This is a genomic window from Stenotrophomonas maltophilia group sp. msm4 (assembly GCF_032025605.1).
In the GTDB taxonomy this organism is placed as follows: Bacteria; Pseudomonadota; Gammaproteobacteria; order Xanthomonadales; family Xanthomonadaceae; genus Stenotrophomonas; species Stenotrophomonas sepilia.
The window spans coordinates 496,641-510,765 of the sequence record NZ_JAVSKK010000002.1 but is presented as its reverse complement, the minus strand read 5'-3'; the positions used below and the strand labels follow the sequence as shown (position 1 = coordinate 510,765).

13 protein-coding genes and 1 riboswitch are annotated in these 14,125 nt (G+C 66.4%); of the genes, 8 read left to right on the top strand and 5 right to left on the bottom strand.

The window, feature by feature from the left end; all coding sequences use genetic code 11:
- Positions 1-112 precede the first annotated feature (112 nt).
- A riboswitch (S-adenosyl-L-homocysteine riboswitch) is annotated at positions 113-196 on the top strand.
- Positions 197-232: 36 nt separating this feature from the next.
- The 3 genes from ahcY to ROV93_RS11400 all read left to right on the top strand — a co-directional run bounded on the left by ahcY (position 233) and on the right by ROV93_RS11400 (position 4,116).
- Positions 233-1,678 (top strand): adenosylhomocysteinase, encoded by a 1,446-nt coding sequence (ahcY, locus tag ROV93_RS11410; protein ID WP_072167863.1) that lies wholly within the window; start codon positions 233-235, stop codon positions 1,676-1,678.
- Between the two features lie 292 nt (positions 1,679-1,970).
- Entirely contained in the window at positions 1,971-2,726 is a 756-nt protein-coding gene (locus ROV93_RS11405; protein WP_229298511.1) for a hypothetical protein, read from the top strand.
- Positions 2,727-2,775: 49 nt separating this feature from the next.
- Positions 2,776-4,116 carry a peptidoglycan-binding domain-containing protein gene (locus tag ROV93_RS11400; protein ID WP_227838008.1) on the top strand — a complete coding sequence of 447 codons (1,341 nt, stop codon included), beginning with the start codon at positions 2,776-2,778 and terminating at the stop codon, positions 4,114-4,116.
- 21 nt (positions 4,117-4,137) lie between these two features.
- On the opposite strand, the gene ROV93_RS11395 is transcribed toward ROV93_RS11400, so the two are convergent.
- Positions 4,138-4,980 carry a tetratricopeptide repeat protein gene (locus tag ROV93_RS11395; protein WP_080376934.1) on the bottom strand — a complete coding sequence of 281 codons (843 nt, stop codon included), beginning with the start codon at positions 4,978-4,980 and terminating at the stop codon, positions 4,138-4,140.
- Between the two features lie 96 nt (positions 4,981-5,076).
- On the opposite strand from ROV93_RS11395, the gene ybaK reads away from it, so the two are divergent.
- Both ybaK and ROV93_RS11385 read left to right on the top strand, forming a co-directional pair.
- The gene (ybaK, locus tag ROV93_RS11390) at positions 5,077-5,550 is read left to right on the top strand and encodes a Cys-tRNA(Pro) deacylase (RefSeq protein WP_072167860.1); all 474 of its coding nucleotides are present in this window, start codon (positions 5,077-5,079) and stop codon (positions 5,548-5,550) included.
- Positions 5,550-6,041 (top strand): hypothetical protein, encoded by a 492-nt coding sequence (locus ROV93_RS11385; protein ID WP_072167859.1) that lies wholly within the window; start codon positions 5,550-5,552, stop codon positions 6,039-6,041. The genes ybaK and ROV93_RS11385 overlap by 1 nt, the downstream gene beginning before the upstream one ends.
- Positions 6,042-6,082: 41 nt before the next feature.
- Here ROV93_RS11385 and ROV93_RS11380 read toward each other — a convergent pair whose 3' ends face one another.
- On the bottom strand, positions 6,083-6,640 hold the full coding sequence (locus ROV93_RS11380) for a DUF3228 family protein (RefSeq protein WP_072167858.1): 558 nt from the start codon (positions 6,638-6,640) through the stop codon (positions 6,083-6,085).
- 150 nt (positions 6,641-6,790) lie between these two features.
- On the opposite strand from ROV93_RS11380, the gene metF reads away from it, so the two are divergent.
- Together metF and ROV93_RS11370 are read left to right on the top strand one after the other, a co-directional pair.
- Positions 6,791-7,618 carry a methylenetetrahydrofolate reductase [NAD(P)H] gene (metF, locus tag ROV93_RS11375; RefSeq protein ID WP_072167857.1) on the top strand — a complete coding sequence of 276 codons (828 nt, stop codon included), beginning with the start codon at positions 6,791-6,793 and terminating at the stop codon, positions 7,616-7,618.
- A gap of 40 nt (positions 7,619-7,658) precedes the next feature.
- Complete coding sequence (locus tag ROV93_RS11370; RefSeq protein WP_072167856.1) at positions 7,659-8,243, top strand: DUF4124 domain-containing protein; 585 nt, start codon at positions 7,659-7,661, stop codon at positions 8,241-8,243.
- Between the two features lie 102 nt (positions 8,244-8,345).
- On the opposite strand, the gene ROV93_RS11365 is transcribed toward ROV93_RS11370, so the two are convergent.
- The 3 genes from ROV93_RS11365 to ROV93_RS11355 all read right to left on the bottom strand — a co-directional run bounded on the left by ROV93_RS11365 (position 8,346) and on the right by ROV93_RS11355 (position 13,407).
- Positions 8,346-9,299, bottom strand: a complete 954-nt coding sequence (locus ROV93_RS11365; protein ID WP_072167855.1) for a Nudix family hydrolase — start codon at positions 9,297-9,299, stop codon at positions 8,346-8,348.
- Positions 9,300-9,400: 101 nt separating this feature from the next.
- The gene (secA, locus tag ROV93_RS11360) at positions 9,401-12,133 is read right to left on the bottom strand and encodes a preprotein translocase subunit SecA (RefSeq protein WP_312539815.1); all 2,733 of its coding nucleotides are present in this window, start codon (positions 12,131-12,133) and stop codon (positions 9,401-9,403) included.
- Between the two features lie 317 nt (positions 12,134-12,450).
- Positions 12,451-13,407: a M23 family metallopeptidase gene (locus ROV93_RS11355; protein WP_033834438.1), complete on the bottom strand. Its 957-nt coding sequence runs from the start codon at positions 13,405-13,407 to the stop codon at positions 12,451-12,453.
- Positions 13,408-13,419: 12 nt separating this feature from the next.
- Here ROV93_RS11355 and ROV93_RS11350 point away from each other — a divergent pair, with 12 nt between their 5' ends.
- Positions 13,420-13,869 (top strand): DUF721 domain-containing protein, encoded by a 450-nt coding sequence (locus tag ROV93_RS11350; RefSeq protein ID WP_049413132.1) that lies wholly within the window; start codon positions 13,420-13,422, stop codon positions 13,867-13,869.
- Positions 13,870-14,125: the final 256 nt, after the last annotated feature.

Sequence of the window (14,125 nt, the reverse complement as noted above, 5' to 3'; positions counted from 1 at the left end):
CTGTGTGATGCGTGAAAACACCGACCTTAACAGGCCGTGCACGTGGCCCCATCTGCCGATGGTTGGGTCATGCCGATGTCACGCTGGGGCCGCGATATAATTGGGGTTCTCCCCTGCCGAGGGGCGCTGCGACCGGATCCCACGAGGCCCGGCCAGGCTCGGTAAGGTGGCTTTGTAACAACGGCGCCCGGCTAGATGCGAGCATCCGCTCGCCCACAACCGGAGCACACGAATGAACGCTGTTGCCAAGACCTTCTCCACCGAAGGTGATTACAAGATCCGCGATATCACGCTGGCCGACTGGGGCCGCAAGGAACTGGACATCGCCGAGCACGAAATGCCGGGCCTGATGTCGATCCGCCGCAAGTACCAGGCCGAACTGCCGCTGAAGGGCGTGCGCGTGACCGGCTCGCTGCACATGACCATCCAGACCGCGGTGCTGATCGAGACCCTGAAGGACATCGGCGCCGATGTGCGCTGGGCCTCGTGCAACATCTTCTCGACCCAGGACCACGCGGCTGCCGCCATCGCCGCCACCGGCACCCCGGTGTTCGCCTGGAAGGGCGAGACCCTGGAAGAGTACTGGGACTGCACCCTGGACGCGCTGACCTTCACCCTGGCCGACGGCACCCTGACCGGCCCGGAACTGGTGGTCGACGACGGCGGTGACGTGACCCTGCTGATCCACAAGGGCTACGAACTGGAAAACGGCAGCGACTGGGTCAACACCCCCTCTGCCTCGCACGAAGAACAGGTCATCAAGAACCTGCTCAAGCGCGTGGCCAAGGAGCGCCCGGGTTACTGGGGCCGCGTGGTGAAGGACTGGAAGGGCGTCTCCGAAGAGACCACCACCGGTGTGCACCGCCTGTACCAGCTGGCGCAGGCCGGCACCCTGCTGATCCCGGCGATCAACGTCAACGACTCGGTCACCAAGAGCAAGTTCGACAACCTGTACGGCTGCCGCGAGTCGCTGGCCGACGGCCTGAAGCGCGCGATGGACGTGATGCTGGCCGGCAAGGTGGCCGTGGTCTGCGGCTACGGCGACGTCGGCAAGGGCTGCGCGGCCTCGCTGCGTGCCTACGGCGCGCGCGTGATCGTCACCGAGATCGACCCGATCTGCGCGCTGCAGGCGGCGATGGAAGGCTATGAAGTCAACACCATCGAGTCGACGCTGGGCCGTGCCGACCTGTATGTCACCACCACCGGCAACCGCGACATCATCCGCATCGAGCACCTGAGCGCGATGAAGGACCAGGCCATCGTCTGCAACATCGGCCACTTCGACAACGAGATCCAGGTCGATGCACTGGTGTCCTACCCGGGCATCAAGCATGTCAACATCAAGCCGCAGGTGGACAAGTACATCTTCCCGAACGGCAACGCGATCTTCCTGCTGGCCGAAGGCCGCCTGGTGAACCTGGGCTGCGCCACCGGCCACCCGAGCTTCGTGATGTCCAACAGCTTCGCCAACCAGACCCTGGCACAGATCGACCTGTGGGCGAACAAGGACAGCTACGAGAAGAAGGTCTACCTGCTGCCGAAGAAGCTGGACGAAGAAGTGGCCCGCCTGCACCTGGAAAAGATCGGCGTGAAGCTGACCACCCTGAGCCAGGAACAGGCCGACTACATCGGCGTGCCGGTGGAAGGCCCGTTCAAGCCGGACCACTACCGCTACTGATGCCTGCGGGGTACCGGCCAGCGGCCGGCACTACCGGCGTACGCGGGGTCGGATCCCTTTCCGCATGAAAGGGCTCTGACCCCGGCAACGGATGCAGACAGGACGGGCGCCTTCGGGCGCCCGTTCTGCGTTGCGGCACCCGGCAACCGATCCGCGCACCCTGTCACGGAGCACTAAGAAGCCGCTTGCTAGGCTTTACGCCCGCGTGGGCTGCCAACGGCAGGCCATGCGCCGGGACGCAGACACCAAAGGACAGGACATGCCGCGCAACCGTGAACGACTGAACCGGGCCATGAAGCCCCTGATGCCCCTGTGCTGGGTGGCCCTGCTGGCCGCCTGCACCCCACCTGCCGGCGAAGCCGGCGCTACGGCTCCGGCTGCGGCCAGCGGACAGGCCAGCCCCGCAGGCAAGGCCGCCGACGCGCCCGCCACGGTCGCCGACACGAGCGCTGGCTGCGCCGATGCAGCGTCGCCGGCACAGACCCTGGTCTGCAAGGACCCGACCCTGACCGGCCTGGATGCGGACGTGGGCAAGGCGGTCACTGCCGCACAGGCCACGCTCGATGCAGCAGGGCAGAGCAAGCTGCACGCCGAACAGCAGCGCTGGCAGGAGCACACCCGCGACCTGTGCACCGATGCACAGTGCCTGCAGCAGGTGTACGCCGATCGCCTCAAGGTGCTGTCCGCCACGCGTGACGGCCTGGTCGACCAGGATGCATGCGAAGCCCCTGACGGCCAGCAGCAATGCGTGGACCTGCTGGTGCTGCGCGATCCCAACAGCCAGCTGGCGAACTTCAACACGCTGCTGGGTGAGAACGGCCAGGAAGGCCGCCTGCTGGGCTGCACGGCCGCCACGAACATGGGCGGCGGCCCCAACGCCCTGCTCGCAGCCAACTGCACCCAGGAAACCTCCGCCGGCAGGCGCAACGTGCAGCTGTGCAGCAACCAGATGGTTGGCCAGTTCGCCCTCGAACCGGCGCCGGCTGCTTACGGCACCCAGGCCATCCGCCAGCTGCTCGGCTTCACCCAGCAGCACTGCGCCGGCTGACAATCGCCGGGCACGCCCGGCGCTTTACCCTCATTGAAGGACGATGACCATGGCAACGGATTCCACCCTTACGCGCGAACAGCTGTCCACGCTGTTCCTCAACACCGAGCTGGGCGGCAACACCCGCCACCTGGACCACTTCTCATACGCACAGAAAGGCGCAAGCACCTATTCGTTCGGGCTGGTGCAGTTCGATGTCGGCGGCAATCCGCAGGCCAGGCGCTTCCTGCGCGACAACGGCTTCACCGATGGTGACATCGCACTGTTGTCCCAGCAGGGCGGATTGAGCACCCAGCAGCTGGCGGCGCTCGACGCCAAGTTGCAGGCCATTCCGCAGGCCAGGATGGACGAGCTCACCAACGCCAAGCTGGACAGCGCCATCGAGCGTGTCGATCAGGCCATCGCCAAGGTACGTGCAACCAATCCGGCCGCGGCCGATGCCATCGCCGCCAACCCGGAGTTGCAGCTGGCCATGGCGGACTATGACAACCAGTTCGGCAGCATGGGCCCGCAGTTCATCAGCTATCTGGCCGGCAATGCGGAAACGCTGCAGGGCGGCACCGTCCAGGCTGGCAATCCGCCGACGCGCGGCGACGTGCAGAACTTCGTCGATGCCACCAAGTACGGCATCCAGTCGCAGGCCGCCGTAGCCAGCCGCGATGAGCGCTTCGACCGGGCCATGGTCCAGATCGGCATCACCCCCACCCATGCTCCCTCGCACGGGTCACCGGGCACGCCTGCGGGCAACGGCGTGCTGGTCAACGGCAGCAAGGGCGATGAGGTGCAGGCCATGCAGCAGAAGCTGTCCGACCTGGGCTACCTGGGCAAGGACGGCAAGCCGCTGGTGGCCGATGGCGATTTCGGCCCCGGCACCGTGGAAGCGGTCAAGCAGTTCCAGCGGGATCACCACCTCACCGTAGACGGCAAGGCTGGCGGCGCGACCCTGGGGGCGCTGGAGGTGGCCACGCAGCAGCGTGCACAGGCGGCCGAGCCGACCATGGCCACCCCGGGCCACGCCGACAACCCGCGTTACCAGCAGGTCGTGGAAAAGCTGGAAGCACTGGAAGAACAGCGGCGCCAGGGCGGCCTGTCGCCGCTGTTCAATGACCGCAGCCAGCTCGAGAACGCCGCAGGCCAGGTGGCTTACGAGTCAAAGTTGGCCGGCATGAGCCAGGTCGATACCGTGCTGGCGCGGCCGGACAACCAGGGCGTGTTCGCGGTGCAGGGCCAGCTCGGCGATCCCGCCATGCACCGCACCTACGTCGACCTGTCGCGGGCGGTGAACCAGAACCTGCAGGACAGCACGCGGCAGAGCCAGGCGCTGGACAACGAGCTGTCACAGCGGCAGACCCAGGAACAGATACAGACGCAGCAATCGATGTCGCGCTGATCCCGCGTCGCCGGGCTGGATCTACATGCGCTGCCGGTCGTCGTGCAGCGCACGCTGGCACCGTGCGGCGAAGTCGCGCCGCCAGGCCTCCAGATCGAAGCCTTCGCGCTGCTGGAAGGAAACCGTCTCGCTGCTCAACACGTAGCAGCGGTTCTGGCTCATGCGCAGTGCCGCCAGCGTATCTCCCGCATCCCAGCACTGATCGATGCACGCCTGCATCCGCGCATAGTCCGCGTTGGTCTTGGCGCCGCCGAAGGCGAACCCCATCTGCTGCGCCATTGCCAGCACAGGATCGCCGGCGGCATCGGTGGCCCGCAGCATGCGCAGCACGCCAGGCTCGGGAATGCCGAAAGCCCAGTTGGCCAGGATCGCCGCACGTGCCGCCGCCACGGCCACCGCGTGCTGGCCCCGGCGCATCTGCTGCCCTGCCAGCATGGCCCACGCGCGCGGCAGTTCCGGAAAGCGCCTGCAGGCATCCTCCAGCAACGCGATTGCCTGGGCCGGTTCGGCAGCCTGTACATGCCGCTGCGCACGCTCGATCAAGGGCAACGGCGATCCCGCATCCGGTACCGCGTGCTCACGCGGCTCGCAGCCGTCATCGTCGTCCTGTTCCGCGCCACCGGCATCCAGCCATTGCGCGAAGACATCCAGCGAGGAATGGCGGAAGACCATCCGCCCCTCGTCATGGAACATTTCGCAGACCACGGGCGGCTCAGCCTCCCGACCCAGCGGCCAGTACAGACCGAACTGATCACCGTTGCCCAGTGCACCTTCGGCGATCGGCCAGAAGCCCTGCGGTGGGTACGGGCCCGCGCACGGTTCGCTATCCAGAGTCAGGCCATGAAGCAGGGGCGGTGCGCGCATGATGAGAGTCCAGACGGTGTACAGCGCGCATTATCGCAGGGGCCCACCAGTAGCCTCGGTCAAGGCAGGTTATTCCCTGCGCGCTACGATGCGCGCATGACCCCCGCCATCAATCTGCTCAAGCGCGAGAACATCGCCCACAGCGTGCGCAGCTACGTGCACGATGCCCATGCCGCCTCCTATGGTGGCGAAGCCGTGGAAAAGCTCGGCCTGGACCCGGCACAGGTGTTCAAGACCCTGCTGGCCAGTACCGACACCCACGAACTGCTGGTGGCCATCGTGCCGGTCGCCGGCCAGCTGGACCTGAAGGCGCTGGCCGAAGCTGCCCGCTGCAGGAAATGCGAGATGGCCGCCGCTGACGCCGCACAGCGTGCGACCGGCTATCTGGTCGGTGGCATCAGCCCGCTGGGCCAGAAAAAGCGCCTTCGCACCTTTCTTGATTCCAGTGCGGAATCCCTGCACACGCTGCATGTCAGCGCCGGCCGTCGTGGCCTGGAAGTGGAACTGGCACCGGGCGATCTGCTGCAGCTCACCGGCGGACACTTCGCCGCCATCGGCAAGGCGCGCTGATGCGCTGGCCCTGGTCTGCGGCGCCAGCCCCCATGCTCAACAATGCCCACGCCCAGGCGCTGCTGCAGGACCTGCTGTCAGGCGACGGAGGGCGCATCACCGACGCCGCGCGTACGCTCGCCCGGCTGTTCGATGCGGCGCCGCTGGACGCGCTGGCACCGCACGTGACGTTGATCGAGCAGCGCAGCGCAGGCATAGCGCTGGGCGGCATGCTGGTCAGCAACCAGGCGCACCTGAAGGCGGCGCTGCAGCGGCTGCGTTTCTGGCGCGCGGGCACCGGCTGCCTGTGTGCGCTCAACCCCGGCTACCCGTTCTTCGACCCCCGTCGGCTGATCGAACACGGGCAGATGCAGCTGCTGTCGCTCGACGCAGCGGAGGATGGCTGGGGCAACTGCCATAGCGTCGCCTGCACCCGCTGCGGCCAACACTGGCAGGCGATCGACCGCGAGTATCACTACCCCTGGTGGGAGTGGAAAACCGTCGAACGATGAAGCAGCCACGCATGGCGTGGCTCTACTGGCCTGTCCTTCCCCTACGGCCGCCAATTGGCGTTGTTCTCCCAGAATTCCACCGCACGCCGGTACGCCTCGCGGTCCAGCGGCACGCCGGAGCCGCCCTCTTCCACGCCCAGCGCATTGCGCATCATCGTGATCGGGGCCATCGGCACCTCGTCCGGCTCAGCGGTGTAGATGCAGCCGACGATGCCCCAATCAGCCTCGATCGGCGAGCCTTCCTTCGCAAGCTGCTCCGCGCTGTACAGGATGACGACCAGATAGTTGGCGCGCGGCGATTCCACGCCTTCGAACCAGCGCACCAGTACCGGCAGTTCCTCCCGGTTGCGCGCCTCGTAACCACTGCGCAGCAGATGGCGGTTGGCCTCGGTGATCGGCACCGTCAGGCACCGGGTGCTGGTCCAGTTCTCATAGACGAACAGTTTGCAGAAGGGGGCATAACCTTGCAGGACCTTCATCGGTTCATGGGCATTGAGGTACGCCTCGAACTGTTCGGCAGTGCAGTCCTGGATGGTGTTGCCGCGCGGCATGCGCGGGAACAGGCGGGGACGGGCGAAATCGGTAAGAACGATGGACATGGTGTGGCGCGATCTAGGAATCCGCCGCACAGGGTAACCGCTGGCAGCACCTGCACGGCCTTACGCTCGCGGCGCCTGTACACAGAATCACTGAACATCCATCTTGATGAAGCGATATACTGATCCCCACCCGCCGCCGCCGCCCGTGCCATGACTGCCATCAGCTTCGAGTTCTATCCGCCCAAGACCGACGAACAGCGCAGCCAGCTGGATCGTGCCGCAGCCAAGCTGAAGGACTACGGTCCCGAGTACGTGTCCTGTACCTTCGGCGCTGGTGGCTCGACCCTGAGCTATACCTCCGAGACCGTGCGCCACCTCAACCAGCACCATGGCTTCGAGGCCGCACCGCACCTGTCCTGTGTCGGCGGCACCCGCCAGGAAATCCGCGAACTGCTCAAGCTGTACCGCGCCATCGGCTGCCATCGCCTGGTGGCGCTGCGCGGCGACCTGCCCTCCGGCATGGGGTTTCCCGGCGACATGCGCTACGCCGCCGAGCTGATCGAGTTCATCCGCGCCGAACATGGCGATGCGTTCCGCATCGAAGTGGGCGCCTACCCTGAGACCCATCCACAGGCCTCCGATGCACTGGCCGACCTCAAGCACTTCAAGGCCAAGATCGATGCCGGCGCGGACGCGGCGATCACCCAGTATTTCTACAACCCGGATGCGTACTTCCACTTCGTCGATGCCGTGCGCCGGCTCGGCGTGCAGGTACCCATCACGCCAGGCATCATGCCGATCGCCAACTTCAGCCAGCTGCGCCGTTTCTCCGAGCAGTGCGGTGCGGAAATCCCGCGCTGGATCAGCCGCAAGATGCAGGCCTATGGCGATGACGCCGAATCGGTGCGGGCGTTCGGTACCGAAGTGGTGGCCAGGCTGTGCCAGCGCCTGGTCGAGGGCGGCGCGCCGGGCCTGCACTTCTACACCCTGAACCTGGCCAGGCCGACCACGTCGGTGCTGAAGCTGCTGCAGGGCTGAAAGCACGCCATGCCACCACGATCGGCGCTACCCTGCGTCGATGAACCGGCTTTCCTTCCTGCTGTTGCTGCTGTCATTGTGCTCGGCGTCGAGCGTGGTCCATGCGCAGTCCCCACGCTTGAACCGCTGCACTGATGCACGGGGGCAGAGCGTGTACACCGACCGCCCCTGCGACAGTGTCGGCGCCCGATCGCGATTGCCACCGCCCGCGCCCACCGGCAGCACCCTGTCGCGCGACACCCTGGGGGCGCGCTGCCCACGTCGCCTGAGCGAGCTGGTGGACGCACTGCGCGTCGGCATCCTCAGCAACGATGTGAACCGGTTGTCGTCGCTGTACCTGTGGGGCGCAGTCTCCGATGCCGGTGCGCAGCGCATCCTCGGTCAACTGGAATCGCTGGCGCGGCGGCCCCTGGTAGACGTGGTACCGGTGTATCCCTCGCAGGCGCTGCCGCAATCGCAGGATGAGGATCAGGCCCCTGCGGCGCAGGGATCCGACCCGGAGCCGCCGACCGTGCGGCATCCGGTCGGCCTGCGCCTGGAACAGACGCTGCCCGGCAGCGTGTCGCGCGCTTCGACGGTGCTGGGGTTGCGGCGGCAATACGGGTGTTTCTGGATCACGTTGTGACCGGACGGGTCGGATCCCTTTCCAGCGGAAAGGGCTCCGACCCCGGATTGCCGCGATGGGGTCAGAGCCCCGCTGCGCAGGGATCGAACCGCGCATGCCGGCTCACGCCGGCCACAGCCCACCAATCGCAGCGATACCCTGCCCACCATGGCGACGGGCTTCGGCGATATGGCCGGCGGCCATCCCACCCAACGCGTAGATCGGCAGTGACACCTGCGCGCGCAGCGCGGCGAAGGCTTCCCAGCCCAGCGGCACCGCATCGGGATGGCTGGCCGTGGCCTGCACCGGGCCGAGCACCGCGAAGTCGCAGCCCAGCCGCTGCGCCGCCTGCAGCTGCTCCAGGTCGTGGCAGGACGCGGCGACAAGCTGCCCTTCCGGCAAGGGCCGTTCCTGCAGGTCCTGCAGCTGCTCGCTGCCCAGGTGCACCCCCACGCCCAGTGCACGTGCCAGCGCCACATCGCGATTGAGCAGCCACTGCACGCCGCGACGATGCGCGCGCACGGCCTGTTCGATCATCGCCTGCCGTTGCGGGTGTTCCGGTGGCAGGCGCAGCTGGATGCGCTGCTGGCCCGCCGCGACCGCGCGCTGCAGGCAGTCATGCCAGTGCTGTACGCCGCTGGCATCGTCAGCCGGCGCCGGCGTGATCAGGTAGCGGTCCGGTTGGCGCAGTGCGGCCACCACCGGCAGGTCGGCCGGCGGCATCGAATAGCGTCCCAGCTTGTCCTGCGCCACCCAGGTTATGGCCTGGCCCTCCCGCCCACGCGGTGTCCCCTTCCAGCTGCGCACGTGGCGCACCTCCAGGGTCAGATACTTGTCCGGATAGCGCTGCGGCACGTCCATCAGCCACTCGCCGACATCGGCCTCGATGCCCAGTTCCTCGCGCAGCTCGCGCACCAGCGCCTGTTCAGAGGTCTCGCCGGATTCGCGCTTGCCGCCGGGGAACTCCCACAGGCCGGCCATGTCGCGGTTCTCGGTACGGCGGTTGAGCAGCACGCGGCCACGGGCGTCGGTGATGACGGCGGCCACGACGTGGATCGATCGGGTGGGGGAAGGCATGGAGGAAGCATGCCCAGAACAGGGCGGCCGGCGCAATCACGGATCCGGTGCAGCTCCCCCGCAACAAACGAAAAGCCCCGCTTTCGCGGGGCTCTTCGGGATCAGCTCAGCTGGCCGTGGCAGTGCTTGTACTTCTTGCCACTGCCGCACGGGCACGGATCATTGCGGCCGATCTTCGGCTCGTCGCGCTGCAGCGTGGCCACACCCTGCTGGGCGGCCTGCACCTGCGCGGCTTCCTCATCGGCACTGTAGCCGCCCGCATCCTGGTGCTGGAACTGCGACTGGCTCAGGCGAGCCTGCGCCTGCTGGCGCTCGGCGGCCTCCAGGGCCTGCACTTCCTCGTCGCTGCGGATACGCACGCGGGCCAGCAGGGTCACCACCTCGCGCTTGACGTTCTCCAGCATGTCCGAGAACAGCTCGAAGGCTTCCTTCTTGTATTCCTGCTTGGGCTGCTTCTGCGCGTAACCACGCAGGTAGATGCCCTGGCGCAGGTAATCCATGCGCGCCAGGTGCTCCTTCCAGCTCTGGTCCAGCACGGTCAGCATCACGTGCTTCTCCAGCGCGCGCATGGTCTCTTCGCCCAGGCTGGCTTCCTTCTCGGCGAAGTGCTGGTTGACGCGCTCCTGGACCTTGCTGGCGATGGCCTCGGCATCCAGTTCCTCATGCTGCTTGACCAGGTCGGTCAGCGACATCTGCAGGCCGAAGTCCGACTCCAGGGTCGCTTCCAGGCCACGCAGGTCCCACTGCTCGTCGATCGAGTTCGGCGGCACGAAGCGCGCAACGATGTCGAAGATCACGTCGTCACGGATGCCGTCGACGTTGTCCTTCACCGATTCGGCGTCCAGCAGCTCATCGCGCTGGGCGTAGATCACCTTGCGCTGATCATTGTTGACGTCGTCGAAGTCCAGCAGGTTCTTGCGGATGTCGAAATTGTGGGCTTCGACCTTGCGCTGCGCCTTTTCGATCTGGCGGCTGACCAGGCGGTCCTCGATGACGTCGTCTTCCTTCATGCCCATCATGCGCATGGCCTTCTGCACCCAGTCGGAGGCGAAGATGCGCATCAGGTTGTCTTCCAGCGACAGGTAGAAGCGGGACGAACCCGGGTCACCCTGGCGGCCCGAACGGCCACGCAGCTGGTTGTCGATACGACGCGATTCGTGGCGCTCGGTGCCGACGATGTGCAGGCCGCCGGCCGCCTTTACTGCCTCGTGGCGCTTCTGCCATTCGGCCTTGACCGCCGCCTTCTGCTCGTCGGTCGCGTCCTCGCCCAGGGCGTGGATCTCGGCTTCCAGCGAACCGCCCAGCACGATGTCGGTACCACGGCCGGCCATGTTGGTGGCGATGGTCACCGCGCCCGGACGGCCGGCGTTGGCGACGATGGTGGCTTCGCGGTCATGCTGCTTGGCGTTGAGCACTTCGTGCTTCACGCCGGCCTTGCTCAGGTGCTCGGACAGCATTTCCGAGGTTTCGATCGAGGTGGTACCCACCAGCACCGGCTGGCCGCGCTTGGCGCACTCTTCGATGTCGGCCAGCACCGCATTGAACTTGCCCTTGCGGTTGAGGAACACCTGGTCCGGGCTGTCCTTGCGGATGGTCGGGCGGTTGGTCGGGATCACCACCACTTCCAGGCCATAGATGCTCTGGAACTCGAACGCTTCGGTATCGGCCGTACCGGTCATGCCGGACAGCTTCTTGTACATGCGGAACAGGTTCTGGAAGGTGATGCTCGCCAGCGTCTGGTTCTCGCGCTGCACCGGCACGCCTTCCTTCGCTTCCACCGCCTGGTGCAGGCCATCGGACCAGCGGCGGCCGGCCAGGGTACGGCCGGTGAACTCGTCGACGATGACCACTTCGCCATCGCGCACGATGTAGTCCACGTCGCGCTGGTAGATCGCGTGCGCGCGCAGGGCGGCGTTGAGGTGGTGCACCACGGTCAGGTTCTGCGCCGCGTACAGGCCTTCGGTTTCGCCATCGAGGATGCCGGCCTCGACCAGCAGCTGCTCGGCGTGCTCCATGCCCGCTTCGGACAGGTGCACCTGCTTGCCCTTCTCGTCGACCCAGAAATCGCCTTCGCCGTCTTCCGCTTCCTGCTTGACCAGGTGCGGCACGACACGGTTGACGCGGATGTACAGCTCCGGGGAATCATCGGCCGGACCGGAGATGATCAGCGGGGTGCGCGCTTCGTCGATCAGGATGGAGTCGACTTCGTCGACGATGGCGTAGTGCAGGCCGCGCTGGTAGCGGTCGGCCTTGGACAGCGCCATGTTGTCGCGCAGGTAGTCGAAGCCGAATTCGTTGTTGGTGCCGTAGGTGATGTCCGCGGCGTAGGCTTCGCGCTTGTCGCTGTGCGGCATGCCCGGGTACACCACGCCCACGCTCAGGCCCAGCCAGTTGTACAGCTTGCCCATCTGCGCGGCGTCGCGGCGGGCCAGGTAGTCGTTCACGGTGACCACGTGCACGCCCTTGCCTTCCAGCGCGTTGAGGTACACCGGCAGGGTCGCCACCAGGGTCTTGCCTTCACCGGTGCGCATTTCTGCGATCTTGCCCAGGTGAAGCACCATGCCGCCGATCAGCTGCACGTCGTGGTGGCGCATGCCCAGCACGCGGCGACCGGCTTCGCGGCAGACCGCGAACGCTTCCGGCAGCACCTTGTCCAGGGCTTCACCGCCAGCGATGCGCTGCTTGAACTCCGGCGTCTTGGCCTGAAGCTGCTCGTCGGACAGCTTCTCGATCTCCGGCTCCAGCGCATTGATCTTGGCGACGATGCGGTTGAGCTGGCGCAGCTGTCGTTCGTTACGACTGCCAAATACGCGGGTAAGCAGGCTGTTGATCATTGAAGGAACCGGGTTGGATGGACACGACGCCCGGCCTCCCCCTGGGGATCCGTCCGCCGCAAACGAAACAGGGCGCCTGGCGCCCTGTCGATGGCAACACCCATTGTAGCTTGGGACGGGCGCGAGGGGTTTCAACCCCGAGGGGTAGTGCCGGCCGCTGGCCGGGTACGCGTCAGCGCATACGCGCTGGCGCTCCCACGCTTCGCTGCGCGAACCGCGGGCCCCGCTCACCTCGCCTCCACACCCCCGCGCCTACGGCGCTGCCCCCGTACTCCGGGGGCGGTAGTGCCGACGGCAGCCGGCACCCCAATGTGGCGTCAGCCGCGGCTGACGCGGCCGACCGGCGTGTTGCCGCCGTCGCCGAGGAACTTGCGCGGGTTGACCACGTTGCCGTTCTCCCACACCTCGAAGTGCACGTGGGCACCGGTCGAACGGCCGGTGGAACCGGCCTTGGCCACTTCCTGGCCGGCACGGACCAGGTCGCCGGCCTTCACCACCAGGCGCGAATTGTGCGCGTAGCGGGTGACATAGCCATTGCCATGGTCGACATCGACGACATTGCCGTAGCCGCCCTTCACGCCGGCGAAGCTGACCACGCCCTCGGCCACGGCCATCACCGGGTCACCGACCTTTGCGTGGAAGTCCATGCCCTTGTGGGTGGCGGCGCCGCGGCCGAACGGGTCGGCACGGGTGCCGAAGCCGGACGTCACATAGCTGTTGCGGATCGGCATGCGCGACGGCACCGCGTTCTGCTGCAGCTGGTGGTCGAACATCAGCGATTCCATCACCGACAACTGGCGGCCTGAAGCAGCGAAGCGCTGCTCCAGCACCTGTAAGTCGGCGTTGACGTCCTTGACCGGGATGTCGCTGGTCGGGCCGCCTGCGTCACCGTCACCGAGGCCGGGGGTCTCGTTGAAGTCGAACTCGCCGTCCTCCAGCTTGCCCATCTGGGTCAGCCGTTCGCCGAGGGCGTTGAGGCGGGTCGCCTGGGCCTGCAGCTCGCCGAGGCGGGCCGCCAGCGCATTGACCTGGGTCTGCGCATCGCGCTTGACCTTGGCCAGTTCCGCATCCTGGCGCTCGACCTTGGCCTGCAGCCGGGAATCATTCAGCGCGCTGGCGCCAATGCCGCCAGCAAGGCCGATAATGCAGCCTACCCCGAGCACGCTGCCCAGCAGGGCACGGGGGCGGTCCTCGAAATAGAACCGCAAACGCGCGATCGGCGACGACTTGGCCTGTCCTTCACGCGTTTTGATTACGATCTTCTTGAATGCCATCAGTGAGTTTTCATGTCTGAGCCGAAATCCAGCGTTCGCCCCGCGTCGGCACCGAAACCGGCGCTGGATGCGGTAATGGCGGACAAAAGCGGGAACCCGCTGCGGCGTGCCTTGTGGCTCGACGCGCTGGACCGTCAGTTGCGCCCCCAGTTGCCGCCACCTCTGCGCAGCCGTTGCCGGCTGGCCAATGTGGACGGGGAACACCTCGTTTTTCTCGTCGAGTCCCCGGTCTGGCATGCCAAGTTGCGGCTTGCCGAAGCCCAGCTGCTCGACGCGGCCCGTTCCATCGGGCTGAAGGCCACCAGGGTGACCATCAAGACTGCGTCTCCCACTCCCACGCGCTCCCCAGCGCTCGACAACCGGAATGGACCCCACGCAGTTTCAGCCGCCACGCACAAAGGGCTACGCGACGCCTTGGCTTGCCTGCAGGACGTTCCCTCGAAGCCGAAGAAACGGTCCTGATGGCAACGGAGCATCCGGCTCCGCTCCCCGTCGCGCGTGTCACCACGGCGTGAAGCATTTCGGGGGCCGGGTCGCATCCTAGCGGCCATCCGGGGGCCTGTCGTTAGATTGTTGTTAAAACTGCGTTAAATTCAGGCTTCTGATTCAACAGGTTCACAAAACCGTGACCTTGAACCAGCCTTGACGTCTTTCAAGCACGCTGAATGCGTCGCCGACGCCGGAAACAAGAACGCCGCCCAGGAAGGCGGCGTTTTTA

Coding starts and splice junctions, on each gene's coding strand:
- ahcY (WP_072167863.1), top strand. CDS start 233: ATGAACGCTGTTGCCAAGACCTTCTCCACCGAAGGTGATTACAAGATC.
- secA (WP_312539815.1), bottom strand. CDS start 12,133: ATGATCAACAGCCTGCTTACCCGCGTATTTGGCAGTCGTAACGAACGA.
- ROV93_RS11370 (WP_072167856.1), top strand. CDS start 7,659: ATGAACCGGCTTTCCTTCCTGCTGTTGCTGCTGTCATTGTGCTCGGCG.
- ROV93_RS11365 (WP_072167855.1), bottom strand. CDS start 9,299: ATGCCTTCCCCCACCCGATCGATCCACGTCGTGGCCGCCGTCATCACC.
- metF (WP_072167857.1), top strand. CDS start 6,791: ATGACTGCCATCAGCTTCGAGTTCTATCCGCCCAAGACCGACGAACAG.
- ROV93_RS11380 (WP_072167858.1), bottom strand. CDS start 6,640: ATGTCCATCGTTCTTACCGATTTCGCCCGTCCCCGCCTGTTCCCGCGC.
- ROV93_RS11350 (WP_049413132.1), top strand. CDS start 13,420: ATGTCTGAGCCGAAATCCAGCGTTCGCCCCGCGTCGGCACCGAAACCG.
- ROV93_RS11385 (WP_072167859.1), top strand. CDS start 5,550: ATGCGCTGGCCCTGGTCTGCGGCGCCAGCCCCCATGCTCAACAATGCC.
- ybaK (WP_072167860.1), top strand. CDS start 5,077: ATGACCCCCGCCATCAATCTGCTCAAGCGCGAGAACATCGCCCACAGC.
- ROV93_RS11395 (WP_080376934.1), bottom strand. CDS start 4,980: ATGCGCGCACCGCCCCTGCTTCATGGCCTGACTCTGGATAGCGAACCG.
- ROV93_RS11355 (WP_033834438.1), bottom strand. CDS start 13,407: ATGGCATTCAAGAAGATCGTAATCAAAACGCGTGAAGGACAGGCCAAG.
- ROV93_RS11405 (WP_229298511.1), top strand. CDS start 1,971: ATGAAGCCCCTGATGCCCCTGTGCTGGGTGGCCCTGCTGGCCGCCTGC.
- ROV93_RS11400 (WP_227838008.1), top strand. CDS start 2,776: ATGGCAACGGATTCCACCCTTACGCGCGAACAGCTGTCCACGCTGTTC.